The sequence below is a fragment of the Streptomyces dysideae genome, from assembly GCF_001514305.1.
Classification (GTDB): domain Bacteria; phylum Actinomycetota; class Actinomycetes; order Streptomycetales; family Streptomycetaceae; genus Streptomyces; species Streptomyces dysideae.
The window spans coordinates 67,447-94,346 of the sequence record NZ_KQ949097.1 but is presented as its reverse complement, the minus strand read 5'-3'; the positions used below and the strand labels follow the sequence as shown (position 1 = coordinate 94,346).

General features: G+C 71.9%; 18 protein-coding genes. 11 read left to right on the top strand and 7 right to left on the bottom strand.

The annotated features are described in order from the left end of the window. Window positions 1-101 precede the first annotated feature (101 nt). Together AQJ91_RS30515 and AQJ91_RS30510 are read left to right on the top strand one after the other, a co-directional pair. Window positions 102-551: a MarR family winged helix-turn-helix transcriptional regulator gene (locus AQJ91_RS30515; RefSeq protein ID WP_324618034.1), complete on the top strand. Its 450-nt coding sequence runs from the start codon at window positions 102-104 to the stop codon at window positions 549-551. A 313-nt stretch (window positions 552-864) separates the two neighbouring features. After that, a complete protein-coding gene (locus AQJ91_RS30510; protein ID WP_159054689.1) occupies window positions 865-1,128 on the top strand; it encodes a hypothetical protein in 264 nt (87 codons plus the stop codon). 81 nt (window positions 1,129-1,209) lie between these two features. Here the strand turns inward: AQJ91_RS30510 and AQJ91_RS30505 are convergent, their stop codons facing one another. The 6 genes from AQJ91_RS30505 to AQJ91_RS30480 form a co-directional block, all read right to left on the bottom strand. Continuing rightward, entirely contained in the window at window positions 1,210-3,120 is a 1,911-nt protein-coding gene (locus tag AQJ91_RS30505; protein ID WP_067027933.1) for a DUF2264 domain-containing protein, read from the bottom strand. A 21-nt stretch (window positions 3,121-3,141) separates the two neighbouring features. Further along, window positions 3,142-4,197, bottom strand: a complete 1,056-nt coding sequence (locus AQJ91_RS30500) for a LacI family DNA-binding transcriptional regulator (RefSeq protein WP_067027931.1) — start codon at window positions 4,195-4,197, stop codon at window positions 3,142-3,144. A 48-nt stretch (window positions 4,198-4,245) separates the two neighbouring features. Beyond that, window positions 4,246-5,895 carry an extracellular solute-binding protein gene (locus AQJ91_RS30495; protein ID WP_067027929.1) on the bottom strand — a complete coding sequence of 550 codons (1,650 nt, stop codon included), beginning with the start codon at window positions 5,893-5,895 and terminating at the stop codon, window positions 4,246-4,248. A gap of 51 nt (window positions 5,896-5,946) precedes the next feature. Further along, on the bottom strand, window positions 5,947-6,834 hold the full coding sequence (locus tag AQJ91_RS30490; protein ID WP_067027927.1) for a carbohydrate ABC transporter permease: 888 nt from the start codon (window positions 6,832-6,834) through the stop codon (window positions 5,947-5,949). Then, complete coding sequence (locus AQJ91_RS30485) at window positions 6,831-7,697, bottom strand: ABC transporter permease (protein ID WP_067027925.1); 867 nt, start codon at window positions 7,695-7,697, stop codon at window positions 6,831-6,833. The genes AQJ91_RS30490 and AQJ91_RS30485 overlap by 4 nt, the downstream gene beginning before the upstream one ends. A gap of 229 nt (window positions 7,698-7,926) precedes the next feature. Further along, window positions 7,927-8,580, bottom strand: a complete 654-nt coding sequence (locus AQJ91_RS30480; RefSeq protein ID WP_067027923.1) for a peroxiredoxin-like family protein — start codon at window positions 8,578-8,580, stop codon at window positions 7,927-7,929. Window positions 8,581-8,713: 133 nt separating this feature from the next. Between AQJ91_RS30480 and AQJ91_RS30475 the strand changes: the two genes are divergently transcribed. From AQJ91_RS30475 to AQJ91_RS30445, 7 genes are all read left to right on the top strand, one after another. Then, the gene (locus tag AQJ91_RS30475; protein WP_067027921.1) at window positions 8,714-9,301 is read left to right on the top strand and encodes a TetR/AcrR family transcriptional regulator; all 588 of its coding nucleotides are present in this window, start codon (window positions 8,714-8,716) and stop codon (window positions 9,299-9,301) included. Window positions 9,302-9,710: 409 nt separating this feature from the next. Next, window positions 9,711-11,300: an NAD(P)-binding domain-containing protein gene (locus tag AQJ91_RS30470; RefSeq protein ID WP_067027919.1), complete on the top strand. Its 1,590-nt coding sequence runs from the start codon at window positions 9,711-9,713 to the stop codon at window positions 11,298-11,300. 5 nt (window positions 11,301-11,305) lie between these two features. Then, a complete protein-coding gene (locus AQJ91_RS30465) occupies window positions 11,306-12,439 on the top strand; it encodes an alpha-hydroxy acid oxidase (RefSeq protein WP_234383086.1) in 1,134 nt (377 codons plus the stop codon). Next, window positions 12,436-13,821 carry a cytochrome P450 gene (locus AQJ91_RS30460; protein WP_067027913.1) on the top strand — a complete coding sequence of 462 codons (1,386 nt, stop codon included), beginning with the start codon at window positions 12,436-12,438 and terminating at the stop codon, window positions 13,819-13,821. Before AQJ91_RS30465 ends, AQJ91_RS30460 begins: the two co-directional genes overlap by 4 nt. Before the next feature lie 13 nt (window positions 13,822-13,834). Then, on the top strand, window positions 13,835-15,121 hold the full coding sequence (locus AQJ91_RS30455; RefSeq protein WP_067027911.1) for a cation:proton antiporter: 1,287 nt from the start codon (window positions 13,835-13,837) through the stop codon (window positions 15,119-15,121). Continuing rightward, window positions 15,112-16,773: a thiamine pyrophosphate-dependent enzyme gene (locus AQJ91_RS30450; RefSeq protein ID WP_067027909.1), complete on the top strand. Its 1,662-nt coding sequence runs from the start codon at window positions 15,112-15,114 to the stop codon at window positions 16,771-16,773. Before AQJ91_RS30455 ends, AQJ91_RS30450 begins: the two co-directional genes overlap by 10 nt. Window positions 16,774-16,858: 85 nt before the next feature. After that, a complete protein-coding gene (locus tag AQJ91_RS30445; RefSeq protein ID WP_067027907.1) occupies window positions 16,859-17,626 on the top strand; it encodes a hypothetical protein in 768 nt (255 codons plus the stop codon). Window positions 17,627-17,647: 21 nt separating this feature from the next. On the opposite strand, the gene AQJ91_RS30440 is transcribed toward AQJ91_RS30445, so the two are convergent. Continuing rightward, entirely contained in the window at window positions 17,648-18,703 is a 1,056-nt protein-coding gene (locus tag AQJ91_RS30440; protein WP_067027905.1) for a PucR family transcriptional regulator, read from the bottom strand. A gap of 454 nt (window positions 18,704-19,157) precedes the next feature. Between AQJ91_RS30440 and AQJ91_RS30430 the strand changes: the two genes are divergently transcribed. Both AQJ91_RS30430 and AQJ91_RS52540 read left to right on the top strand, forming a co-directional pair. Further along, complete coding sequence (locus tag AQJ91_RS30430; protein WP_067027902.1) at window positions 19,158-21,191, top strand: flotillin family protein; 2,034 nt, start codon at window positions 19,158-19,160, stop codon at window positions 21,189-21,191. A 112-nt stretch (window positions 21,192-21,303) separates the two neighbouring features. Continuing rightward, window positions 21,304-26,820 (top strand): DNA repair ATPase, encoded by a 5,517-nt coding sequence (locus AQJ91_RS52540; RefSeq protein WP_067027901.1) that lies wholly within the window; start codon window positions 21,304-21,306, stop codon window positions 26,818-26,820. The last annotated feature ends 80 nt before the right edge of the window (window positions 26,821-26,900 follow it).

The following is a 26,900-nucleotide window of genomic DNA, read 5'->3' as shown; positions in this document are numbered from 1 at the left end:
GGCCGACGGTCAGATCCTTTCCCTGGAAAGCATTGTCTGGGGGGAGGTACTGTCGGCGCTGTGAGTTGTGTGTCAGCGGCCCCGCGGAGGAGAGGTTGACCGTGTCGCCGGAGTTGCCTCGCGATCTCCCCCAACTGCTCAGCAGCGCAGAGCGGTTGATGACCCGCCGACTGGCCGCCGCGCTCGAGGCCGAGGACTGTTCCGTCGAGGAGTGGCGGGTGCTGTCGCTGCTCTCGGACGGCCGCGGGCACGCCATGTCCGACGTCGCCGAGTACGCGCTGATGCCCGCGCCGAGTCTCACCAAGCTGGTCGACCGGCTGGTCTCGGTTGCGTTGGCCTACCGCCGCAAGGACCCGGGGGACGGGCGGCGTGTCCTGCTCTATCTCTCCGCGCGCGGCCGGACGCGGCACCGGGCCGTCGCCGTGCTGGCACAGCGGGCCGAGGCGCAGATGCTGGACGGGCTGGCCGGTGTACAGGAGCTGGCCGACGGGCTGGCCCGGCTGGAGTTCCTGCTGGGGCGGGCCCCGGAGCAGGTCGGAGCTGAGCGATGATGTCGAAGTCCAGGGCGTCGGCCCGGGCGCGGTAGAGCCGTTGTCCGAGATGGTTGCCGCGCAGTCGCGGCGCGCCGGAGAGGTGCGTCGAGCAGCAACGTGCCCTCGAAGCGGGACTCGCCCAGGCTCCCGGCGACCGGCGCCGCGTAGCCGAACCGCCGGGCATGACGGTGGCTGGAGGACAGGCTCTCCGAGGTCATCAGCGAGTCGAAGCGCCCGGCCGTCGCCCACAGCCCCTCCGACGTCTCCGCGCCGGTGGCGAGCAGCAGGTTCTCGTCCATGCGGGTGCTCGGCCGGACACAGCGAGACCGGCTTGACGATGCGGGGGAAGTCCCGGGCGACGGCGGCAGCGGCGGCGTCCTCCGGAGTCAGCGCCACCGCGAAGGCCGGCACCGGGACGCATGCGCGCGAACAGGCCTCGCGCTGCGGGGACTTGATCCGGGCCGCCCGCACCGAGTCGGGCGCCTGCCCCCGCAGACCCAGGCGAATCGTTGGTCTCGGCACCGACCACATCGTCGATCAGGCCGGTGTCCGGCTGGAGCCGACCCGGCAGGAGATACGCCTCCATGTCGCCTGAGCGCCGTCGCGGACGCACTCGCCGCCCACCCGCCCACCACAGCCCCCGGCTCGTCCCTCGGCCCTGAGCGGGGCCAGGGCATCAAGTCACCAGCAGGACCTGGTCAGTTGTCCCGTCCGGGAAGCGGATCTCCACCGTCCCGTCGGACTCCACGTGTGCCCCGGCGCCCGCGCGCAGGGCGTGGACGTCGCGGTACACGGCCGGATCGGCGGTGAGACAGACCAGCGTCACCAGCAGGCGCGTACCGCCCGCATGCCGGGGCACGGTGAGCACCGGAGTCGCCGAGTGGTGGCCGTAGGCGTTGCGGTCCTCGGCGTGCAGGACCGTCCCGTCGTCCTCCCAGCCGAGCAGGCCGGCGATCAGGCTGGTCAGGCCGTCGCGCCGGCGGGCCAGCGCCCAGCGCGGTCCGGTCTCCGCGGTCGGCGGAGTGGTGTCGCAGGCCACGGCCCAGCCGCCCTCGTGTACGCCGAACCCGGCCGGCGCCTCGACGCGGTGGACGCGTATCTCCCAGGGACCGTGCACCACGCCGGCTGTGGTGATGCGCGCGTCGAGCTCCCCGTCCGGGCGGCGCGGTGTGTGCCACGACGCGGCCCGGCGGGTCCGCGTGTAGAGCGGGTGGATGCGGCCTCTGACCGAGGCTCCGGAGTCGTCCAGCAGCGCGATGTGGTTGTCGGGGCCGCGCGGCGTCTCCGGGGCGGTGGCCGTGGAGTACGCGAACCGGGTGTAGTGGGGGCTGTCCTGCGAGGTCGCGGGCGGCGGTGGCAGCCGGTCACTGCCGTGGTTGACCAGGCGTACGATCCCGTCCGCGGCGGTGGAGTGCAGCAGCCAGCCCGGCGCGGGCAGGGCCAGCTGCCGGTCGGCGGTGTCCACCGGCCCGGGTTCCTCCGGCGCCGTCCACACCGGATGCCCGGCGGGCAGCAGCAGGCCGAGGAACGCCTTGCTCGCCCAGTACGGGGAGGCGGGACCCGAATAGGGCTGGGTGACCGGGAGAAAGGGCCGGTACCAGCCCAGGCTCAACAGCCCTTTCTCGTCGGGCACTTCACGGTCGGCGAAGTGCTTCAGGGCACCGGAGGCGAGGCGACGGGTGCGGCCGGGGGGCATCGGGGTGGCACCGGCCAGGGCACCCGCCCACAGAGGGGCCGCGGCGGCGTAGCGGTAGGTGAGGGAGCGGCCCTGGTGGACGGGGGCGCCGTCGGAGCCGAAGAAGTACTGATGGACGTCGAGGAACTCGCGAAGACGTGTGCGATGGGTCGCGACCAGGGCGGGGTCGGCCCGGGGGCCGGCGATGCGCGCCCACAGCACCGGGTACAGGTGCAGGGCCCAGGCGTTGTAGTAGTCGAACTTGCGGCCGTCGCCGTCGGTGTACCAGCCGTCGCCGCGGTACCAGTCGTCCAGACGGGCCAGCCCGGCGTCGATCTCGTCCCGGTTGTGCGAGGCGCCGACCGAGGCGAGGAACTCCTCGGTGACGACCTGGAAGAGCCGCCAGTTGGAGTCGTTGGCGGTGGCTCCGACGAATCCGCCGAGCCAGTCGGCGACCCGTTGGCGTACCCCGTCGGAGAGGTGGTCCCAGAGCCAGGGGCGGGTCTCGTGCAGGGCGACGGCGAGGGAGGCGGCCTCGACCATGGGCTGGGCGCGGTCGGTGATCGGCGGCCAGTGTTCCGGGTGGTGGGGGTCGGTTCCGTTGGCGAGACCGGTGACGTACCGCTCGATCAGGTCGGGACCGGCCTGCCCGCGGGATCCCGCGATACGGAAGGCGGCGAGGAGGAAGGAGCGGGCGTAGCCCTCGACCGCGTCGGACAGTTCGCCGGAGTGGCCGGTCCGGCCGGGCAGGCGGTACTGGGCGAGGCCGGGTGAGGCGTACGGGACGAGGGCGGCCAGGAGGCGGTCGGCGGCGGTTTCCCAGTGGGCCCGGGTGTAGCCGGTGTACGGCGACAACCGGGAATCGGGCGGCGGCAGTTGGCCGGGGTCGACCGAGAGATGCGGCGCGGTCATGCCGGGTCGGGTCTCCTTGGGTCACGGGGTCCGTTCGGACGGGGGCGGGCTGACGCTGCCGCGTACGACGATGTGGGTGCCGAGCACATGGTCGGTGCCGGCCGTCCCGTCGGGGTCGCGCAGGGCCAGGCGTACGGCACTGCGCCCCAGTTCCTCGGCGGGTGTGCGGACGGTGGTCAGCGGGGGGTTGAAGTCCTCGGCGAGCGGGATGTCGTTGTAGCCGACGACGGAGACGTCGTCGGGGACGCGCAGCCCGGCGTCGGCGATGGCGCGCAGCGCACCGGCGGCCACCATGTCGTCACCGGCGAACACGGCCGTGAACTCCCGTTCGCCCTTGAGGAGTTCGGCCATCGCACGATGGCCGGCGGCCCGGCCAAGACCGCAGTCGACGACGTGCGCGGCCTCCGGAGGCAGCCCGTGCGCGGCCAGCGCCGCACGGTAGCCGGCCACCCGGGCGTCCAGGGCGGTGTTGCCGGGCAGACCGCCGAGGAACACGATCCGCCGGTGTCCGGCCGACAGCAGATGGCTGGTGACGGCCAGGGCTCCGGCCTCGTTGTCGAACACGACGACCAGGGCGGGCAGTTCGGGGTCGGGAGAGGGGCGCCCGCAGAGCACCAGACGGGCACCGGCGGCGTCCAGGGCGTGCGCGTAGTGCGCGACGCGCTCCCGGTAGGCGTCGTCCTCGACGACCCCGCCCACGAGGATCACCACGCGCGCGCCCTCCTCGCGCATGAGCTGGACGAAGTCCATCTCCCGCTGCGGATCACCGCCCGTGGTGCCGACCAGGCACAGCCAGCCGTTCGCCGCCGCCTCCGCCTCGACGCCCTCGGCGACCTGGGCGTAGAACGGGCTGGTGACCTGGCGCAGGACGACGGCGACCATCTTCCGGCCGCCGCCGACCAGGGCGCGAGCGTGTGCGTTGGCGACGTAGTCCAGAGCCCGTGCCGCGCGCAGGACACGCGCGCGGGTGGCCGGCGGGACCGGGTAGTTGCCGCTCAGCACCCGCGAGACCGTGGCCACGGAAACCCCTGCACGCTCGGCCACCTCGCGGATGGTGACCCGCGCCTTGTCTGCCATGTCGCTCCCCGTGTGATGACGTCGTCGTCCGTGCGCGCCGGCCTCGGCTCATGCGTTGGCGGCGTATTCCTTGGCGTATTCCTCGGCCATTCTGTCGCCGCCGCGGGAGCGCCACTTCTGCACGGCGTCGTCGTACGCGGACATCGGGGCGCGCCCGGCGACGACCGAGGTGACGGTGTCGTCCATGAGGGCCTTGAGGGTGGTGCCCTGGGTGGTGTTGGTGCGGGACTGCAGTCCGAAGGAGGCGTCGCGGACCGCGACCGGCACCACCTTCCGCTGCCAGGCGTGCACGGCACGTACGGCCTCGGGCCTGCCCGGCACGAAGAGCACCTGGGGGCCCTCGGCGAGGTAACGGAAGGGCAGGTTGGAGACGTTCTCCACCTCGCCCAGCTTGTTCGGCTGCGGGGAGCCGTCCTTGCCTCGGGTGAAGTGGACGCCCTCCAGGCCGTAGTGCACGAGCTCCCACTCCTTCGTGCCGAACGGGGCGGCCAGGTAGTCGAGGAGGCGCAGGAGCAGTTCGATGCGTTCCTTCTTCGCCTTCTTCAGGACCGTGTAGCCGAAGGAGCGGCGGGCGGCGACGATGCCGCCGGGGGTGCCGTCGACGCCGTACGGAAGGGCGGGCGCCGGGGTGAGCAGGCCCTTGGAGTCGGGGTAGAGGGTCTGGTAGGCGCCGAAGCCGTTCTGCATGGAGCCGACCGTCCCGTTGAGGAACAGGGTGCCCAGCTCCGGGGTGGCCATCGAGGCGGCGTCGGGGTGGTAGGAGCCGTTCTTGCGCAGCTCGGCCTGGAAGGCGACGGCCGCCTTGTAGCGCTCGTCGGTGAAGTTGGGGCGGAAGGTGCCGTCCTTGTCCACCGCCCAGCCGGCCGGGGCGTTGTGGGCGGCGGCGTGCACGGCGTTGCCGAACAGCGAACCGGTCGCCGCGCCCAGGGCGTACGTCGTGCCCCGGGTGGCCTTCCTGGCGACCGTGGCGAAGTCCTGGGAGGTCCAGCCCTCCCGCATGCCGGCGTCGGTGAACAGGTCCTGGTTGGTCCACAGGGTGGATCCGGGCAGCGGGCGTTCCAACGGGATGCCGTAGATCCGGCCGCCGATGCGGCCCATGTCGCGCCAGGCGTGGGTGGGGATGCCGGCGAGGTTGGGGTAGTCCCGCACGGCCTCGCCCGACAGGTACGGCGTCAGGTCCTGGGCGCGGCGCTGCACGAACTGCGCCTCACGGGGCAGGACGAACCCGGCGAAGACGTTGATGATGTCGGGCAGCGACTCGGGGTCGCCGGCCATCACGGTCGCCATCTTCTTCTGGTAGTCGTCCGTCGGCACGACCGTGTACTCGATTTTGACGCCCAGCGCCTTCTCCACGGCCCGCCAGTACTGGTTGTCCGCCCGCCCCTTCGGCGGGGTGCCGAAGGTGACCGACATGACCCTGATCGTGGAGCCGTCGCCCGGGGTGCGGGCGACCGAGGTGGTCAGGTCGGAGGGGTAGGAGGTGTAGCCGGGCTGGACACCCTCGTCGGTGGGCGCCAGGTCCGGCTTCGCGCCCTCGGGCGCCTGGTGGGCGGGCCAGTCGGCGAGCTTCTTGCCGGCGTTGGAGGTGTCGCCCTCGCCGGATCCGGTCGAGCAGGCGGTCAGCAGACCTGGTGCGGAGACCGCGGTGCCCGCTGCGGCCATGGAGCGCAGCAGGGTACGTCGGGACATGCTGGGCATGAGCGAGTGACCTCTCTGAGTGCGGCTCTGAACAAGGCTTCTGATGTTGCGTCAGCTCTTGATGGCGCCGGTGAGCACGCCCTTGGTGAAGTACTTCTGCAGGAAGGGGTAGAGGAGCAGGATCGGCACGGTGGCGATGACCAGGACGGCCATCTGGATCGTCTGCGGCGCGTTGACCGTGCCCTCACCGGTGGTCGTGTCCGTCAGCCCGGTACCCGCGATGACATAGGTGCGCAGCACCTGTTGGAGCGGCCAGTGGTCGCTCTCCAGATAGAGCGAGGCGTAGAACCAGGAGTTCCAGTAGCCGACGGCGTAGAACAGCCCGACCACGGCGAGCGCGGCCTTCGACAGGGGCAGCACGATCGACCACAGGATCCGCAGGTCGCCCGCCCCGTCCAGCCGGGCGGCCTCGTACAGCTCCTCGGGGATGCCCTGGAAGAAGCCGCGCAGCACGACCAGGTTGAAGACGTTGACCAGTACGGGAAGGACCAGCGAGGCATAGCTGTCGAGCAGCCCGAGCTCCTTGACGAGCAGGTAGTTCGGGATCATCCCGGGCGGGAACAGGAACGTGAACAGGATCAGCAGCAGCACCGGCCGGCCGCCGAACACACCGGGGCGGGACAGCGCGTAGGCCAGCGTCACCGTGCAGGCGAGGCTGAGCAGGGTGCCTACGACGGTGACGCCCGCGCTGACTCCGAGGGCATGGGTGACGATGCCGCCGTCGAGGATGTCGCGGTACGCCTTCAGGGTCGGGTCCTGCGGCCACAGCACCCAGCCGCCGTTCGCCACGACCTCGCGCTGGGAGGCGAGCGACGTCGACAGGATGACGAGGAACGGCACACACACCAGGAGCACGACCACCACCAGGGCGACCGCCTTGCCGGCCTGCGTGACGGGCCTCGGCGTTTCCATCCAGCCGGGCCGGACGTGGGCGCTCACCGGTATACCCCCTGTTCGCCGAGACGGTGGGCGACCTTGTTGGCCGCGTACACGAGCAGGGCGCCGACCAGGCCCTTGAACAGTCCGGCCGCCGCCGCGAAGCCGTAGTCGCCGCCGACGATGCCCTGGTAGTAGACGAAGGTGTCGATGATCTCGGCGGCCCCGGGACCGACCGAGTCGCGCTGGAGCAGCATCTGTTCGAAGCCGACGGAGAGGATGTCGCCGAGCCGCAGGATCAGCAGCAGCACGATCACCGGGCGGATCGCGGGCAGCGTGACATGCCAGAACCGCAGCCAGGGGCCGGCGCCGTCGATGGCGGCGGCCTCGTACTGCTGCTCGTCGACCTGGGAGAGCGCGGCGAGGAAGATGATCGTGCCCCAGCCGGCGTCCTTCCAGATCACCTGGAGGACGGTGAGCGGCTTGAAGGCATCGGGGTTGCCGATGATGTCGACGGTGCTCAGACCGGCGTCGCCGAGGTAGCTGTTCACCATGCCGGTGTCGCCCAGGACTTGCTGGAACAGGGCGACGACGATCACCCATGAGATGAAGTGCGGCAGATACGTCACCGACTGCACGAAGCGGCGGACCGTGCTCCAGGTGAGGCTGTGCAGCAGCAGGGCGAGCGCCAGTGGCACGGGGAAGTAGAACACGAGCTGCAGGACCGCGATCCAGAGCGTGTTGAAGACCGCGTGCCAGAACTCGCCGTCCTCGAACATCCGCTGGAAGTTGCCGAGGCCCACCCAGGGGCTGCGCCAGATGCCGTCGAAGGGCACGTACTCCTTGAACGCGATGACGTTGCCGACCAGCGCGCCGTAGTGGAACACGAGGAAGTACGCGAGACCGGGCACCAGGAGCAGGAACAAGGTCCGGCTCCGGCGTGTGTGAAAACCTTTTCTCTGTGCTGGAGCGCCTGACGGGTGACGGGAAGGGCGGCTCACCCTCGATTTTCCAGGGCGCTCCCGTAGGAGAGCTGCCACGGAGCCTCCTCGGCTACGAGTTGGAGTGAGGGGAAGTTAAAACGTTTTCAGATCGGGGTCAACAGTTCTGACAGATGCCAGGGGCGGAACTGGCCCGCCCCTGGCGGGAGTTCGGTTACGCCAGTCCGTCGAGGGCGGTGACGATGTCGGCCGGTTCCGCGCGGGTGGTGTAGTCGGTGTCGACGAAGACCCAGCGGATGGTGCCGGCGCGGTCGATGACGTAGGTGCCGGGCAGCGGCAGGGTGCGCGGGTGTCCGGCGTTGACACGCTGGAGGTCGAAGCCGAGCCGGTCGTAGACGGCGGCGAGGTCCTCGGGGAGGTCGAAGGCGAGGCCGTACTGCTTCGCGGTGCCGGAGCCGATGTCGCTGAGGACGTCGAAGGCGAGGCCGTGCCTCTCGGTCAGGGAGAGGGACTCGTCGGGGATCTGCGGGGAGACGGCGACGAGGCGGGCACCGCGTGCGGTGATCTCGGCGGTCTGCTGCTGGAGCCCGCGCAGGGCGATGTTGCAGTACGGGCACCAGGCGCCTCGGTAGAAGGTCAGCACGACGGGGCCGGCGGCGAGGAGGTCGTCCAGGGTGACGGTCCCGCCGGTCGCGGCGGGCAGGCGGAACCGGGGGGCCCGGTCGCCGACGGTGAGGGCCCGGTCCGCCTGGCCCGAATCGGCGAGCTCGGCACCGGCCCGCCGCATGATCTCGCGTACCTCTGCGGGGATCTGCTGCTGGCGGGCCTCGTAGAAGGCGCGCAGTTCGGCGTTGAGGGTGGCTGTCATGGCGTCCGTTCCTCCTGGTGGTTCGGCTGGCGGTTCATCTTGAAACGACCGTTCCAAGATAGCGGGACGCGCATGCCGGAACCAGGCCCGGCGAGTATCTTGGAATTGTTGTTTCAAGATGGAGAGGTGGACCATGCCGGACATCAAGCACTTCGATCCGGACGCGACCCTGGAGACCGTGGTGCGGCTCTTCTGGCGGCAGGGCGTGGCCTCGACCGGAATCCAGGACATCGTGACCGCGACGGGCCTCAACCGCTCGAGCCTGTACGCCACGTTCGGCGGGAAACAGGAGCTCTATCTCGCGGCGCTGAGCCGCTACGTGGAGCGGCGGTCCCAGCCGGTGTTCCGCCGGCTCGCGGCGGACGAGCGGGGGCTGCCGGCCGTCGGCGAGTTCTTCGACGGGCTGATCCGGGCCCGGTGTTCGGGCGAGTACGCCCGCTGGGGCTGCATGGTCTCCAACGCGCACGCCGGAGCCGAGAACGGCGACCCGGAGGTCGGCACCGTCCTCGACCGGCACCACCAGGAACTGCGGGACGCGCTGTACGCGGCACTCGTCAAGGCCGAGGCACACGGGCAGTTGGCACCGGGCACCGATCCCGGCGCCGCCGCCGATCTCCTGGCCCTGCTCGCCTACGGCGTGAACCTGCGTTCGCGCGGCGGCGCCGACGCCGGATCGCTGAGCGTGACGGTGACGGCGGCGCTGGACTCGTTCTCTGCGTGACGGTGACGGCGGCGCTGGACTCGTTCTCTGCGTGACGGTGAACGGGCTGTGATGCCCACGCCGCGGGGGCACCTGTCGAATGCCTGTCATCCCTGAGCCCCTGTTGCCGGTGCCCCTCGCTCCTCACTACGGTGCTCATTGAGATTTCAACGGGAAATCCGATGGAAGGGTCTGTCATGCCCCTGCCAGGAAATGCTCCCCCCGCTTCCGAAGTACGGTCGTTCCGGTCGGCCGGATGACGGCAGTCCCGGGCGATGTCCGGCTGACGGAACGCGTTCCCCGATTGTCACTGGGCCGCAGCCCAGGGCACAGCCCTGCCGTCGCGCGCCCCCGCACGACCGCGCCTTCCCCCGCGTCACCCCCCACCAGCCTCCGGGCATGTCCCTGCCCGGAGCAGAAGGAGACAGCCGTGAACCCCACACACAGCGAGCCCCTCGACTACCTCGTGATCGGTGCCGGCCCCGCCGGGCTCCAGCTCGGCCAGTTACTCCAGGCGGCCGGACACGGATACCGGATCCTGGAGAGCGGTCAGGCGCCAGGGACCTTCTTCCAGACCTTTCCCCGCCACCGCAAACTGATCTCCATCAACAAGGTGTACAACGGCACCGACGATCCCGAGCTGAACCTCCGGATGGACTGGAACTCCCTGCTGTCCCCGGACCCCCACCTGCTCTTCACCCGCTACAGCAAGCGCTACTTCCCGCACGCCGACGACCTGGTGCGCTATCTCGCCGACTTCGCCGAGGCGTTCAAGCTGGACATCACCTACGACACCAGGGCGGAGCGGATCCGGCGCGACGACGACGGCTTCACCGTCACTGACCAGCACGGTCACGAACACCGCGCCCGCCGCCTGATCATGGCCACCGGACTGAGCCGCCCCAACACCCCCGACATACCCGGCATCGAGACCGCCGAGGACTACTCCGTCGTCTCCGTTGACCCCGAGGACTTCATCGACCAGCGCGTCCTGATCCTCGGCAAGGGCAACTCCGCCCTGGAGACCGCGGACAACCTCGTCGAGACCGCGGCGGTGATCCACGTCGCCGGCCCGCACTCCATCCGGATGGCCTGGAACAGCCACTACGTCGGCCATCTGCGCGCCGTCAACAACAACTTCCTCGACACTTACCAGCTCAAGTCGCAGAACGCCCTGCTGGACGGCGACGTACTGGCCATCGACAAGGACCCCGACGGGGGCTACCGCGTCCGCTTCAGCTTCTCCCGGGCCGACGAGGTCGTGAAGGAGCTGCGCTACGACCGGGTCGTCGTGTGCACCGGCTTCCGCTTCGACGCCTCGGTGTTCGACCCGCGGTGCCGGCCCGACCTGGTCATCGACGACCGCTTCGCCGCCCTCTCCCCGGCGTACGAGTCGGTGAACGTGCCCGGCCTGTACTTCGCCGGCACCCTGATGCAGCAGCGGGACTTCAAGAAGTCCACCGGCGGCTTCATCCACGGATTCCGGTACGCCGTACGCGCCTTGAGCCGCATCCTCGACGAGCGCCACCACGACCGGCCCTGGCCGCACCGGCCACTGGACGCGTCCCCGTCGGCGCTGGCCGACGCCGTGGTGGCCAGGGTCAATTGCAGTTCCGCACTGTGGCAGCAGTTCGCCGTGATCGGGGACCTGATCGCCACGGCACCCGGCGAACCGGCCCGCTACCACGAGGAAGTCCCGGTCGCGTACGCCCACGAGAGCCGACTCACCGAGGACGGCGACTACTTCACCGTCACCCTGGAGTACGGCCCCGACCACGACAAGGTCGACCCCTTCGACATCACCGTGCGCCGCACCGCCCAGAACTCGGTCGACGACGCCTTCGACGCCGCCTATCTGCACCCCGTGATCCGCCACTTCCGGGGCGGAGAACTGCTCGGTACGCATCACATGGCCGAGAACCTCGAGAACGAGTGGCACCACCCGGACGTCCACCAGGCGCCACTCACCGAGTTCTTCGCCCGGGAGCTGGACCGCCGGCCGAGCCCCGCCGGGCGGTGAGCGGCGTGCAGTACACCGCCCACGACTTCGAGACCGCGGCACGCGCCGAACTCGACCCCGTCTACGCCGACTTCATCGCCGGGGGGGCACGCGACGAGATCACCGTACGGGCCAACGAGGCAGCGTTCGGGCGGCTTCAGCTGCTGCCCCGGGTGCTGCGGGGGAGTGCGGTACGGGACCTGGACGTCACCCTGCTCGGCAGCCGGGCCCGCATGCCCGTCCTGCTCTCACCGACCGCCTTCCACAAACTGGTCGATCCGGAAGGAGAGGTGGCGACCGCGCGGGCCGCTGCCGCCGCCGGCGCCATCATGATCGTCTCCATGGCGTCCACGGTCGCGGTGGGCGAGATCGCCGATGCGGTCCGCGCCTCCGGCGACGACGCGCCGCTGTGGTTCCAGCTCTACATCCAGCCCGACCTGGAGATCACCGAGGCGCTGGTACGGCGGGCCGCCGACGCCGGCTGCACCGCCCTGGTGGTCACCGTCGACTCCGCGGTGCTGGGCGCGGGCGAACGCAACCGGCGCAACGGCTTCCACGACCTGCCGCCCGGCCTGCGCTGCGAGAACCTGGTGGACCTGCGCGACGGCGAGCGCGGACACGTACGGCAGATCGCCATGTCCGCGGAGCTGAACTGGGAGCACATCGACTGGCTGCGCGGCGTGACGGACCTGCCGGTGCTGCTCAAGGGCGTGCTGCATCCCGAGGACGCCCGGCTCGCCGTACGGCACGGCGTCGACGGGCTGCTGCTGTCCAACCACGGCGGCCGCCAACTCGACACTGTTCCCGCCACCTTGGAACTGCTGCCCGAGATCGTCGCCGCGGTGGCGGGCCGTATCCCGGTCGTGCTGGACGGCGGCGTCCGGCGCGGCACCGACGCGGTGAAGGCGCTGGCGCTCGGCGCGTCAGCCGTGGGCATCGGACGGCCCGTGATGTGGGCGCTGGCCGAGGGCGGCGAGAAGGGCGTACGGCGGCTGCTGGAGCTGCTGCGCGAGGAGCTGGACGACACCCTGGCCCTGTGCGGGGCGTCCGGGCTCGCCGACCTGACGCCCGAACTGGTCCGGGTGCCCGCGTGGGGGCCCGTGCCGGGTCCCGTGGTGGCGCCGGGGGCGGACCACCGGTTCGGCGGGGTGATCGCGTGAGTGTCACCGGATGGCTGGCCACCGCCGCGGTGGTGGTGCCGCTGGCCGCTCTGCCGTACTGGCTGCCCAGGGCGGTGATCGGGCTGCGCGTGCGCATCTTCGCCTGGGTGGGCGGTGAGGAGGGCATCCGGGCACCGGGCCGGGAGGTGCCCGCCGAGGAGTTCAAGAAGGTGTACGGGCATCCGGCGGCCAACGGCCGCAGCCGCGGCGCCGCCCTGTCCGACCTGTTCTGGTACTGGCTGTCGCCCGGCCCGGAGGTGCACCAGGAGCACCTGGAACCCGGACCGCGCTACGACGACGTCGCCAGGACCACCCGGCAGATCCTGGCCGGGCTGTCCCGGGAGCAGTGGACCGAGCTGGTCGGCCGCTGCACCCGGCGGGTGCTCGGCGAACTCGACGGCGACGCCCGTGTGCACCGGGTCAGACTGCGGGACCTGATGATGCCGGTCTGGGCCGAGGTCTACTACGAGGTCGTCTTCCGCGCCCCCTGCCCGCGCCACGTCCGCGACCTGATCACCGGCAACGCGGACGACGTGGTCAGCGCCCTGAAGTGCACCAGCCTCCGGCACATGGACCGCCGGGCCCGGCTCACCGCCCACTTACGGGACCGGCTCGCCCACGACCCGCCGCCCGTGCCGCTGCCCGCCTCCCTCTCGCCGCGGGAGCAGGCGTACTACCTGCAGGGCACCTTCTTCAACACCGCCGTGGTGCAGATGTCGGAGGCGATGGCCCATCTGCTGCTGGTCCTGGCCACCCACCGGCCGGTGCAGGACCGGCTGTTCACGGACGCCGAGGACCCGGACCTCCTCGACCGGGTCATCAACGAGACGCTGCAGCACTTCCCGCTCTTCGGCGTGGCCCACCGGATCACCTCCGGGGAGATCCCCCGGGAGGGACGGGCCCCCATCCCGGCCGGTTCGGTCCTGCTGTTCAACTACCCCGAATACCAAGGCTCCGGCGGCGACGTGTTCGACCCGGACCGATGGCTGAACCCGGATTCCAAACCGTCCGCCTACATCCCGTTCGGGGTCACCGCCAACCGCCCCTGCCCCGCCCGCGGTTTCGCCGTCCTCACCATGCGGGTCGCGGCCGAAGATGTGCTGCACCGCTTCCGGCTGGAGTCCTCGGCGGAGCACACCCGGTCCCTGCCCAGCCGCGGTCCCTGTCTGCTCGTCCCGCGCACCGGAGCGGCGCCGGCCCCCCGGCGGACCCGGCTCGCGGCGATGCGGCTGGCCGACCGCTGGGCGGCGGTCCCGCGCAGCCTCACCCAACTCGTCCTCGGCAGCTACATGGTGTGGGACGCCCGGCGGCAGGGCCTGTGCCGGAACTACTTCGCCGCCTCGTCCGGCGGCTCCGCGCCCTCCGTCACCGCCGGCCGCTGAGAGGAACGAGACCATGACTCCCGTGGAGCTCGCTCCGGCCTTCTTCCTGGCCGTCGTCGTGATTCTGCTGACGTGCCGACTCGTCGTCCTGGTGGCCGGCCGTTTCGGGCAGCCGCCCGTGGTAAGCGAGATGATCGCCGGGGTACTGCTCGGCCCCTCGCTGTTCGGCCTGGTCGCCCCGGGGGTCTCCGCCGAGGTCTTCCCGCCCGAGCTGAAGCCGGTGCTGTACGTGGCCGGCCAGATCGGTCTGGTGACCCTCATGTTCGGCGCCGGATACGAGTTCCGCGCGCACGCCGGGCGCGGGCTGGCCGGCACCGCGGTCGCGGTCTCCTCGGCCGGGGTGGCGATCCCGCTGGCGCTGGGCGTGGGCCTGACCATCGTGGCCCACGGCCATGTCGGCATCTTCGGCGGCGGAGTCGACGGGGGTTCGGTCTGGGTGACGGCGGCGTTCGTCGGTGTCGCCCTGGCCATCACCGCCTTCCCGATGCTGGCCCGGATCATCACCGAACGGGGGCTGGCCGGCTCCCGGTTCGGCTCCCTGTCGCTGGCCTCCGGAGCCACCGACGACGCCGTCGCCTGGATCCTGCTCGCCGGGGTGCTGAGCGTGGCCTCGGGCGAGGCGGCGCCCGTCCTGACGGCGATCGGCGGCTCCCTGCTGTTCGTGGCGGTCCTGTTCCTGGTGGGGCGCCGCCTGCTGGCCTGGATCGTGCACCGGCCGGGCCTCGGTGACGACACCCGGCTCCTGTTCACGGTCGCCGTGCTGTTCTGCGCCGCCTGGTTCACCGACATCATCGATCTGTACGCCGTGTTCGGGGCGTTCTGCGTCGGGATGGCCATGCCGCGCGGTGAGGCGTCCGAACGGCTGGTGCGGACCACCCGGTCCGTGACCCAGGTCGTGTTCGTCCCGATGTTCTTCACCTACTCGGGCCTGAACACCCGGTTCGACGTGTTCTCCGACCCGTCCGTGATGGTGTTCGGGGCGGCCGCGGTCGTCGTCGCGGTGGTCGGCAAGTTCGGCGGCTGCTGGGCCGCCGCCCGGCTGTGCGGCGAACCCGCCCCGGTGGCCGTCCGGGTCGGCGCCCTGATGAACGCCCGCGGCCTGATGCAGCTGATCGCCCTCAACATCGGGCTGGCCGCCGGCATCGTCAGCGAAGAACTGTTCACCGCGCTGGTCCTCGTCGCTCTGATCACCACGGTCATGACGGTCCCGGTGCTCAGCTGGCTGGACGGCCGGGACGCCAGGGCGCGGCCGGCCGAGGGGACCCGGGAGGGCGAGAAGGTGGCGGCGACATGGAACTGAGCGGGGCACAGGCGCTGGTGGGCCAACTGGTACGGGAAGGCGTACGCCACGTCTTCGGCGTACCGGGCGTTCAGCTCGACCACGTCCTGGACGCCCTGGCCCGCGCCAGGGCGGCCGGCGGACCGATCGAGTACATCGCCGCCCGCCACGAACAGGGCGCCGCCCACATGGCGGAGGCGTACGCCCGCACCACCGGACGCCCCGGCGTCTGCATGGTGGTCCCCGGCCCCGGCGTGCTCAACGCCCTGCCCGCCGTGGCCACGGGGTACGCCTGCTCGTCGCCGATGCTGTGCGTGGCGGCCGACATCCCGTCGACGCTGGCCGGCCAGGGCCTGGGCATGCTGCACGAACTGCCCGACCAGGACGGCGTCCTGGCCTCCGTCACCAAATGGTCCGGGCGGGCCGAGACGCCGACGCGGATTCCCGCACTCGTAAGGGAGGCGATACGGCAGTCCCGGTCCGGCCGCCCCAGGCCGGTGGGCCTGACGATCCCGGCCGATGTGCTCGCCGCCCGGGCGGAGACGGACCTGGAGCAGGCGGACGAGGACACACCCCCGGCTTCGGAACCTTCGGACCAGGACGTCCTCACGCAGATCGCCACTGTCCTACGAGGAGCTCGCCGGCCCCTGATCCACGCCGGCGGGGGAGTGCTCGCCTCGCGGGCCGGCGCCGCCCTGACCGCCCTGGCCGAGGAACTGTCCGCCCCGGTCGTCATGAGCCGCAACGCGGGCGGCGCGGTCCCGGCCCACCACCGGCTCGCCTTCACCAGCCTCGCCGCACCACGGCTGCTGCCTGCGGCGGACGCGGTACTCGTCGTCGGCAGCCGCTTCGTGACCCCACGCGGCACCGCCGTCCCGACCGCACCCGGAGCGGCCGTGGCCCTGGTCAACGCGGACCCGGGCGACATGGGTCCGCCGCGCCGGGCGGACCTCACCCTGTGCGCCGACGCCCGGACCGCACTGGAGGCCCTGCGGTCGCTCCTGGCCACCGGCCGGGCGGACCCGGCGGCCGGATGGCCGCCCGCCGAACTGGCCGAGGTGCGCCTCTCGTGCGCGCGCAGGGTCACCGGCGTCGAACCGCAGTGGTCGTACGTCCGCGCCCTGCGCGAGGCGATCCCCGACGACGGCTTCCTGGTCAACGAGCTGACCCAGGTGGGCTATCTGGCCTCCGTCGGCTACCCCGTACACCACCCGGGAACCTTCCTCACCCCCGGCTACCAGGGCACCCTGGGCTACGGCTACCCGTCGGCCCTGGGCGTCAAGGTGGGCAACCCGGACCGGGCGGTCGTCTCCGTCAACGGCGACGGCGGATTCTGCTGGAACATGCAGGAACTGGCGACCGCCCGCAAGTACGGCATCGGGGTGACCGCGGTGGTGTTCAACGACAACGCCTACGGCAACGTCCGGCGCATCCAGGCGGACGAGTTCGAGGGCCGCTTCATCGGCAGCGACCTCGCCAGTCCCGACTTCGTCCGCCTGGCCGAGTCGTTCTCGGTGCCCGCCGTCCGGGCCGAGACCCCGGCCCGGCTCGCCGCCGCCCTGAAGGAGTGCCTCGGCGAACCGGGCCCCTCGCTGATCGAGGTACCGGTGACCGAGATGCCGAGCGTGTGGCCGCTGCTGCTCGGCGGCTCACCCGGTTCGGTCCGGGACTGAGCATGATCGCGCCGAGGGCTCCGTTGCCGGGACACGGCATGATGCCCGTGCCGGGACTGCCGCGCCGGGGCATGGGGCCACCCCCGTGCCGTACGTCATCCTGCGGGGCATGGTCTCCTTCGGTCACACGCTGTTTGTCGAAGCCGTGCCGCGCTCGTGGTTCGAGGACGTCGTCGCCATGCTCGGCGGGCTGGCGGCGGAGAGCCGGGCGGTGGACAGCCGGATCGTGCTGCCCGACGGGCAGGCCGTACCCGACCTGCGGCTGGTGGCGGGCCGGCATCTGCGGTCCGGGGCGGTGTACGAGGACGGCACGGTGCGCGTCACGGTCCGGGAGTGGGACCGGCGGCGGGCCGTGCGGGCCGGGCTCATCGCCGTGAGCCCGAACGGGGTCCTCGAGCTGGAGGGCGCGCTGAAGAGCGTCGACCGGCCGCGCCTGATCGAGGTGCGGGGACGGTCGCGCGTCGAGGGTGTGACGCCGCTGCTGTCCGCGTTCGGGGGCGCGGCGTCACTGAGGCTCGACGAGTGGTGGGCGACGGTGGACGGCGGTCGTGCTCCGCGCTCCGCGCCCGCCCGGGCCCGGCTGGACCACCGGTGGCTCCGGGCCGAGCTGCGGGTCGTGCCCCGGCCGAGCGGTGACTTCAGCCGGTGGGAGGTGCAGGTCACCGTGACCGTACGCGGCCGCGGCCTGCTGCGCCCCCTTGCGGCCGTGCTGCTTCTGGTGGCCGAAGGGAGGCTGCGGCGGATCGTCGCACGGTCCCTGGACACCCTGGCCGACCAGTGGAACGAGCAGGTGCCGGCACTGCTGGCCCAGGATCCGGCCGGTCTGCGGTCGGCGATCCTCGCCGCCCCCTGACCTGGCGGATCCAGGACGCCGTCAGATCTGCTTGGCGGGCCAGTCCAGCAGCCGGGCGCCGATCACCGCCGTCTGGAGCATGTAACGGTGGGCCGGATCAGCCGGGTTGGCGCCGGTGAGTTTGTGGATGCGCTCCAGGCGGTACGTCAGGGCGCGCACGCTGAGGGAGAGCCGGCGGGCGGACTCGGCGGCCACACAGCCCGAGTCGAAGTACGCGGTGAGGGTGTCCAGGAGGGGCTCGGCGCCGCCGCGGGCCCTGGTGAGCGGCCCCAGGGTGTCGAGGACGAGGTCCGCCATGGCCTGCCGGTCACGTGTGAGGACGGGGTAGACGAGCAGGTCGGCGGCGCGCAGGACCGGGTCGTCGAGGTCGAGGCGCTCGGCCAGTTCGAGGGCGTTCAGCGCCTCCTCGTAGGACTGCACGACGCCGCCGGGACCGGGCTGGGGGCGGCCGATGGCGACCCGGCCGCCGTTGGTGGCGGCGTACGCCTGCTTGGCGAAGTGGGTGAGCACCTCGTCCTGATGGCCCGGGGCGATGCACAGCAGTCGGCCGCCCTTGGTGGTGAGCAGGACACTGCGGTCCCCGAAACGGGAGATCAGTGCGCGCTCCACCTGCCGGGACACCGGGTCGCCCTCGTCGTAGGCGGCCGGCCCCTCCGCGACAGCCACCGCGTGCGCGTGCGACAGCCGCAGACCGAAGCGCTCGGCACGTTCAGCGAGGCGGCCCAGGTCGCTGCGGCCGTAGAGCAGGTCGTCGATGAACTCCCGGCGGGCGGCCTCCTCCTGACGCACCGCCAGCCGCTGGGCGCGTTCGAAGCCCTCGGCGAAGGCGTCGATGACCTGCTGGACGGCGGCGAGCGTACTGTCGTCCGAGCCGGGCGTGTCGGGCCACGCGGTGCGCGCGGCGGTCAGATGCGCGCTCACCAGGGCACGCAGCCCGTGCCCGGCTTCCGCGGCCTGTTCCCCCAAGGCACGCCGGGCGGTGATCTCGTCCCGGGTGAGGCGCCGGCCGGTCGCCGAGACCTCCGCCAGGATGCGGTCGTAGCCGTCGAGATACTGCTCCGGAATCTCCCGGTCCATCGTGTCCCCCCGTGCGTTCTTGATGCGCCGATGACGTTTTCTTAGCGGTCACCGGCATACAGACCCTAGTGAACACTGCCGGGAACCGGCAATGCGGGGGTGAGATCCGATCGGGCAGCATGGCTCATGTCGCCGGACACGACGGGTACGCGCCAAGGGCGGAGAGAGGGGGACCGGGACATGCGGACATTTCTGGCAGCGACCACGGGTCTGCCCACGATCCCGCCGACCACGGCCCTCGTCCCGCGCCCGGTCGAACCCGGGCCGGCGCCGCTTGTCGCCCGGCCCACGACCTGCCTGATCGTACGACCGCTGCACCGCCCGGTCCCGGACGAACGCGGGCCGTCCGTGCTGAGCGGGGCTCGCACGGGCGCCTGAGCCGCGCCGCCGCCGGAGCTCACCCCCGGCCTCGCTTCCTCACGCTCAACTCCCTTACGCCGCAAGGACGTTTGCCATGACTCCCATGATCGTGGGCATCGGCGTGCTCGTCGCCGTCTGCCTGCTCGCCGTACTCGTCGTCACCCGTCTGTTCCGCAAGGTCGAACAGGGCAAGGCGCTGATCGTCTCCAAGATGCGCAAGGTCGACGTGACCTTCACCGGGCAGGTCGTCCTGCCGGTGCTGCACAAGGCCGAGGTGATGGACATCTCGGTGAAGACCATCGAGATCACGCGGGCCGGCAAGGAGGGCCTGATCTGCCGGGACAACATCCGCGCCGACATCCGCATCTCGTTCTTCGTCAGGGTCAGCAAGACCGCCGAGGACGTCATCAGGGTCGCCCAGGCCGTCGGCACCGCACGAGCCAGCGACCGGGACACACTGCAGGAGTTGTTCCAGGCGAAGTTCTCCGAGGCGCTCAAGACCGTCGGCAAGCAGCTCGACTTCACCGACCTGTACACCAAGCGCGAGGAACTGCGGTACCGGATCATCGAGGTCATCGGCATCGACCTCAACGGCTACCACCTCGAGGACGCGGCGATCGACTACCTGGAGCAGACCCCGATCACCCAGCTCGACCCGGCCAACGTCCTCGACGCCCAGGGCATCCGCAAGATCACCGAGCTGACGGCCGTCGAGCACGTGCGCACCAACGAGTTCCAGCGCCACGAGGAGAAGGAGATCACCCGGCAGAACGTCGACGCCCGCGAGGCCATCCTGGAGCTGGAGCGCCGCCAGGTCGACGCCGAGATCAAGCAGCGCCGGGAGATCGAGACCGTACGGGCCCGGGAGGAGGCCGAGACCGCGCGGGTCGTCGAGGAGGAGCGGCTGCGGGCGCAGTCCGCGTTCCTCAGGACCGAGGAGCAGCTCGGCGTGCAGCGCGAGAACCAGGCCCGTGAGGTCGCCGTCGCCGCGAAGAACCGCGAGCGGGTCATCGCCATCGAGAACGAGCGCATCGAGAAGGACCGCCTCCTCGAGGTCATCGCCCGGGAGCGGGAGACCGAGCTGACCCGGATCTCCGCCTCGAAGGAGGTCGAGGCCGAGAAGCGGGAGATCGCCGAGGTCATCCGCGAGCGCGTCGCCGTGGACCGCACGGTCGCCGAACAGGAGGAGTCCATCAAGAAGCTGCGCGCCGTCGAGGAGGCCGAGCGGCAGCGGCAGACCGTCGTCATCGCCGCCGAGGCCGAGGCGCAGGAGAACCTCGTCAAGGACATCAAGGCCGCTGAGGCCGCCGAGCAGGCCGCCGTGCACCGCGCCGCCGAGGAACTCACCCTGGCCGAGGCCCGGTTGAAGAGCGCCGACCTCGACGCCAAGGCCAAGTTGCGGCTCGCCGAGGGCGTCCAGGCGGAGGCCGCCGCCGAGGGCCTTGCCGCCGTCCAGGTCCGCGACAAGGAGGCCGAGGTCATCGAGAAGGCCGGCCGCGCGGAGGCCGAGGCCACCGGGGCACGCATGCGGGCCGAGGCGGAGGGCGCCCGGGCGCAGGCCCTCGCCGAGGCCGAGGCCATCGGCGAGAAGCTGAAGGCGGAGGCCGCCGGTCTCACCGAGAAGGCCGCCGCGATGGCCGCCCTCGACGAGGCGTCCCGCACCCACGAGGAGTACCGGCTGCGCCTGGAGGCCGAGAAGGACATCCGGCTCGCGGGACTCGACGTGCAGCGGCAGGTCGCCGAGGCACAGGCCACGGTGCTCGCCACCGGCCTGGAGAACGCCGACATCAACATCGTCGGCGGCGACTCGGTCTTCTTCGACCGGCTGATGTCCTCCATCGCGCTCGGCAAGAGCGTCGACGGCTTCGTCCAGCACTCCGAGACCGCGCAGGCGCTCGCCGGGCCCTGGCTGGACGGCAGTGCGAGCTTCACCGACGACCTCAGCCGCGTCCTCGGCTCGGTCTCCACGGCCGACGTGCAGAACCTGACCGTCTCCGCGCTGCTGATGAAGCTCATGAACAGCGGCGGCGCGAACGCCGGACAGCTGAGGCAACTGCTGGACAAGGCGGGCGAGCTGGGCCTCGCCGACACCTCGCTGGCCGCGCTCAACGGCGCCGCGAAGGCCTGACCGGCACCACCGAGGCCGCGCTCGACGGCCCGAAAGACCCGCGGTCCGGAGCCGCCGCACAGGGGACGGCGGCTCCGGACCGCGTTTTCTCCTGACTTCCGAGAGGGACCCCATGACCACCGGCCCGGACACCGGCACGAACGAGGCACTCGACACCGGCACCTACGAGGTGCTGCGCGACCGCCTGACCGCGCAGGCCGCCGAACTCGCCCGCCGCGCCGAGCAGCTCAACGCCCGCCGCACCGAGGAGTTCGGCGCCACCCGGCTCGAACTCGCCGGCACCGAGCGGCTGCGCACCGAGCACAACTGCGTACCCCGCGACATCGTCTCCGTCGGCGACACCCTGCTCTTCGGCCACAACGTCTTCCTCGGCCTCAAGCCCGAGACGGCCGTCGGCGACGTCTTCGCCCTGCACGACCGCGACCTGAACCGGCTGCCCGACGACGCCGTGCCCGGTCTCCTCGACGACCCCGCCTTCGGCCGCGAGTTCGCCGCCCTCTACCGCTACTACCGCCAGGCCCACCTCCTCCAGCTCCGCCGCGTGGACGGCAAGCTGCTGGCCGTCTTCCAGACCGGTGAGAAGGCCGAGGACATCCGTGTCCTGCGCTGGGCGCTCACCGACGACGGGCAGGCGACCTTCCTCGACGCGCGCGGCGACCGCGACCACGTGTTCCCGCCCGCCCACGACTTCGAGTGGACACAGACGACCCGCGAGGACCACGTCCTCGGCCGTCACCCGCACGTCTCCGTCGACGGCGAGGTCTTCGTCGAGACGGTCGGCGGGACCCTGACGGTCAAGGTCGAGAACAACACCGAGACGGGCGAGGGCATCTACGCCGAGCCCGTCGACGAACCGCTGCAGTCGCTCGCCGACGCGGACATCGCGCACGCGCGCGTGGGTGCCCTCGTCCTGCTGCGCATCCGCCCCTACAAGGAGGACACCCACCGCCACCTCGTCTTCAACACCCTCACCAGGACGGTCGTCCGCCTCGACGGCATCGGACAGGCCTGCCGCCGCCTGCCCGAGGACCAGGGCATCGTCTTCCCCGGCGGCTACTGCCTGGCCACCGGCACGCACAAGACCTTCGACGGCACCGACACGGACGGCCTGGAGTTCGAGCGCGTGGTCCGCTCGCCCAACGGCGAGGACGTCCTCTTCGCGTTCCACGCGCGCGTGGAGGGCCGCAGCCTCCTTCTGCCGTACAACATGATCCGCAAGGAGGTCGCCACCCCGCTCTCCTGCCACGGCTGGGCTCTCTTCGACGACGGCACGCTCATGGTGCTGCGTGCCGACAGCGATGAACCGCAGCGTGTCCACCCGCTCCAGCTGTGGAACTCCCCGTACGTCTCCGACACCCACACCGCCGCCCTGCCCGTTGGCACCGGCCCGCTCGCCCGCGTCGGCAACGCCGACCTCGTACGTGGCATCTCCGACTGCCTGTCCATCGCACGCGCGGTCGCCGAGACGACGCCGACGAGCGAGGTGTACGAGGCGCTGGCCGCCGCCTGTGTCCGGGCCGCGGACTCCTACCACTGGCTGGACGACACCGAACTCGGCGCCCTGCACGAGCCGTTGGAGCAGGTCCGGGCCACCGCCGAACAGGTGCTTGCCGAGTTCGAGACCGTCCAGACCCTCACCCGCCGGGCCGCCGAGGCGCTCGGCGACGCCGCCGCGCAGGTCGCCACCGTCGTACGACGCCTGCGCGGCGAGGCCCCGCGCAGTGCCGCCGCCTGGGTGTCCGGCCTGACCGAACTCCGGCACGCCCAGGGCCACCTGCTCACCCTCAAGGACCTGCGCTACGCCGACACCGCCCGCATCGACGAGCTCGCCGCCGACGTCGAGTCCGACCTCGCCACCTTCGGGCAGCGGGCCGTCACCCACCTCGCCCGCGAGGATGCCTTCGCCGGCCACCAGGCCGACATCGAGCAGCTCGTCGCCGACGCCGAGGCGATCACCACCGTCGCCGAGTCCGCGCCCGTCGCCGCCCGCCTCGACGAACTCGCCGACGGGCTGCGCACGGTGACCGAGGTGGTGGCCGGACTCGACATCGGCGACGCCACGGTCCGTACATCCATCCTGGAGCGCATCGCCGAGGTCCTCGGCGGCGTCAACCGCGCCCGCGCCACCCTCGACGGCCGCCGCCGTGCACTCCTCGACCGCGAGGGACGCGCCGAGTTCGCCGCCGAGTTCGCGCTGCTCGGCCAGGCGGTCACCGGCGCGCTCGCGGCCGCCGACAGCCCCAACGCGTGCGACGAGCAACTCGCCCGTGTGCTGGTGCAGTTGGAGAACCTGGAGTCCCGGTTCGCCGAGTTCGACGACTTCCTGGGCGACCTCGCCGACAAGCGTGACGAGGTCCACGAGGCGTTCTCCGCCCGCAAGCAGACCCTCGCCGACGCCCGCTCCCGGCGCGCCGAACGCCTCGCCGACTCGGCGACCCGCGTCCTCAGGACCGTCACCCGCCGCGCCGCCACGCTCGCCGACGCGGACGCCGTCGCCACGTACTTCACCTCCGACCCGATGCCCGCCAAGGTCCGCCGCCTCGCCGACGACCTGCGCGGACTCGGCGACCAGGTGCGGGCGGAGGAACTCGACGGCCGCCTCAAGTCCGCCCGGCAGGAGGCCCTGCGCTCCCTGCGCGACCGCACCGACCTGTACACCGACGACGGCCGCACCCTGCGCCTCGGCACCCACCGTTTCGCCGTCAACACCCAGCCCCTCGACCTGACGCTGGTCCCGCACGGCGAGGGCCTGGCCTTCGCGCTGACCGGCACGGACTACCGCGCGCCGGTCACGGACCCCGACTTCGCGGCCACCCGCCCGTACTGGGACCGCCCGCTCCCGTCGGAGTCCCCCGACGTCTACCGCGCCGAACACCTCGCCGCCCGCCTCCTGGACGAACACGGCCCGGCGGCGCTCGCGGAGGCCGACCTGCCCACCCTGGTACGGGAGTCGGCGGAGGCGGCGTACGACGAGGGCTACGAGCGTGGCGTCCACGACCACGACGCGGTACTGATCCTCACCGCCCTCCTGCGCCTGCACGAGTCCGCCGGCCTGCTCCGCCACGAGCCGGCCGCCCGCGCCACCGCCCAGCTGTTCTGGGCACACGGCACGACGGCCGACGAGCGCACGACATGGACCCGCCGGGCCACGTCCCTGGCCCGCGCCCGGGAGACCTTCGGCCTCGCCCCGGCGATCGCGGACTTCGAGACGGAGCTCGCGTGGGAGATCGCCGCATGGGCGGGCACGCGTCCCACAGCGGTGGGCGCCGCGCCCCGGAGTGCCGCGAGGGCCGGGGTCGGTGCCGGGAGCGCGACGCGGGGTGCGACCGGCGCGGAGACATGGCCTGACGCTCCGGAACGCACCCAGGCCGGCTTCACCGCCGGGGCAAGCGCCGTTCCGTCCGGCATCACCGCCGGGGCGGGCGCCGCCCAGACCGGCTTCACCCGCGCGGTTCCCGCGCCCGGGACCGTGGACCGGGCGGACGCCGGGTCCGTGCCTGCGCTTGGCATGCTCGCCGGGTTCACGCCCGCGTCCGGCGCCGTGCCCGAGTCCGGCGCGCTGGCCGGGTCCGGGCCCGCGTCCGGCATGCTCGCCGGGTCCACGTCGGCGTCCGGCGCGTTCGCCGGCTTCGCGCCCGCGTCCGGCGCACTTGCCGGGTCCACGCCCTCGTCCGGCACGCTCGCCGGGTCCGGGTCCGGGTCCGGGTCTGTGCCTGAGTCCGGCGCGCCCGCCGGGGCCAGGCCCGCAGTCGGCGTGCTGGCCGGGTCCGGGCCCGCGTCCGGCATGCTCGCCGGGTCCACGTCGGCGTCCGGCGCGTTCGCCGGGTTCGCGCCCGCGTCCGATGTGCCGGCCCGGTACGCCGCCGCCTCCGCGTACCTCTTCGAGGAGCTCACCACCGGTCCCGACGGGTTCGTCATCAGCGCCGGTGCCCGCACGCTGCTCGACAAGTTCCGCCGTACGGTGGGCACTTCGGCGTACGACGACGATCTCGCCGCACTCGCCGACCCGGCCGCCCGCATGCAGCTCGTCGAGGCGTGGCTGTCCTCCTACACCGTCGCCACCGGCACGGACCTCGCCCCCGGTGATCTGGCCGAGGCGGTGGCCGCCGAGCTCTGCCCGGAGCTGCCCCGGCACGAGTCCGACGCGCCGCTGACCGAGACCGTCGAGGGGCTGCTGGGCACCCACCCGCGCATCAGCGGCCGTACGCTCACCGTACGCGTCGACGAACTCCTGGCCCGGACAAGGGAGTTCCGCGCTCACGAAGTCCCCGCCCAGCGCGCCTACCAGCGCCGCCGTACGGCACTGGTGGCCGCAGAACGCGCCCGCATACGTCTGGACGAGTACCAGCCCCGGGTGATGTCCGCGTTCGTGCGCAGCCGGCTGATCGACGAGGTGTACCTGCCACTGGTCGGCGACAGCCTCGCCAAGCAGCTCGGTACCTCGGGCGAGTCCAAGCGCACCGACACCGGCGGTCTGCTCCTGCTCATCTCCCCGCCGGGCTACGGCAAGACGACGCTGATGGAGTACGTCGCCGACCGTCTCGGTCTGATCCTGGTCAAGATCAACGGCCCGGCGCTGGGCCATGCCGTCACGTCCCTCGACCCGGCCGAGGCGCCGAACGCGACCGCGCGCCAGGAGATCGAGAAGATCAACTTCGCGTTGGAGACCGGCAACAACACGCTCCTCTACCTGGACGACATCCAGCACACCTCGCCCGAACTGCTGCAGAAGTTCATCCCGCTGTGCGACGCCACCCGCAGGATCGAGGGTGTGCGGGACGGGGAGCCACGGACGTACGACCTGCGGGGCAAGCGGTTCGCCGTCTGTATGGCGGGCAACCCCTACACCGAGTCCGGCAGCCGCTTCCGCGTGCCCGACATGCTCGCCAACCGCGCCGACGTGTGGAACCTCGGCGACGTCCTGACCGGCAAGGAGGACGCCTTCGCGCTGAGCTTCGTCGAGAACGCGCTGACGGCCAACCCGGCCCTCGCCCCGCTCGCCGGACGCGACCGCACCGACCTCGACCTGCTGATCCGCCTAGCCCAGGGCGACGCCACGGCCCGTGCCGACCGGCTGACCCACCCGTATGCCCCCGCCGAACTGGAGCGGATCCTGGCGGTCCTGCGCCACCTGCTGACGGCCCGTGACACGGTGCTGGCGGTCAACGCGGCCTACATCGCCTCGGCGGCCCAGTCCGACACCACCCGCACGGAACCGCCCTTCCAACTCCAGGGTTCCTACCGCAACATGAACAAGATCGCCCAGCGTATCCAGCCGGTCATGAACGACGCCGAGCTCGCCGCGCTGATCGACGACCACTACACGGCCGAGGCCCAGACCCTCACCACGGGCGCCGAGTCCAACCTGCTGAAACTGGCGGAGCTCCGCGGCACACTGACGCCCGAACAGGCGTTCCGCTGGGCCGAGTTGAAGGCGGCGCAGGTCCGCACCCAGACCCTGGGCGGCCCGGACGACGACCCCCTCACCCGCGCGGTGGCCACCCTCGGCCTGCTCGCCGACCGGATCGCGGCCGTGGAGTCGGCGATCAACCGAGCCGCCGATCCCCGACACCTGATCGCCAACCCCACGGCCCGGCACGCGGTTCGCCCGGGCCCGGGGGAGGACTGAGCGGCGCCGAGCACACCGGCCCCGTCCGCGATGCGCACGAGGTGCGGCTCGGCGTCACCTCGGCCGCCTGGGCGGCCGCC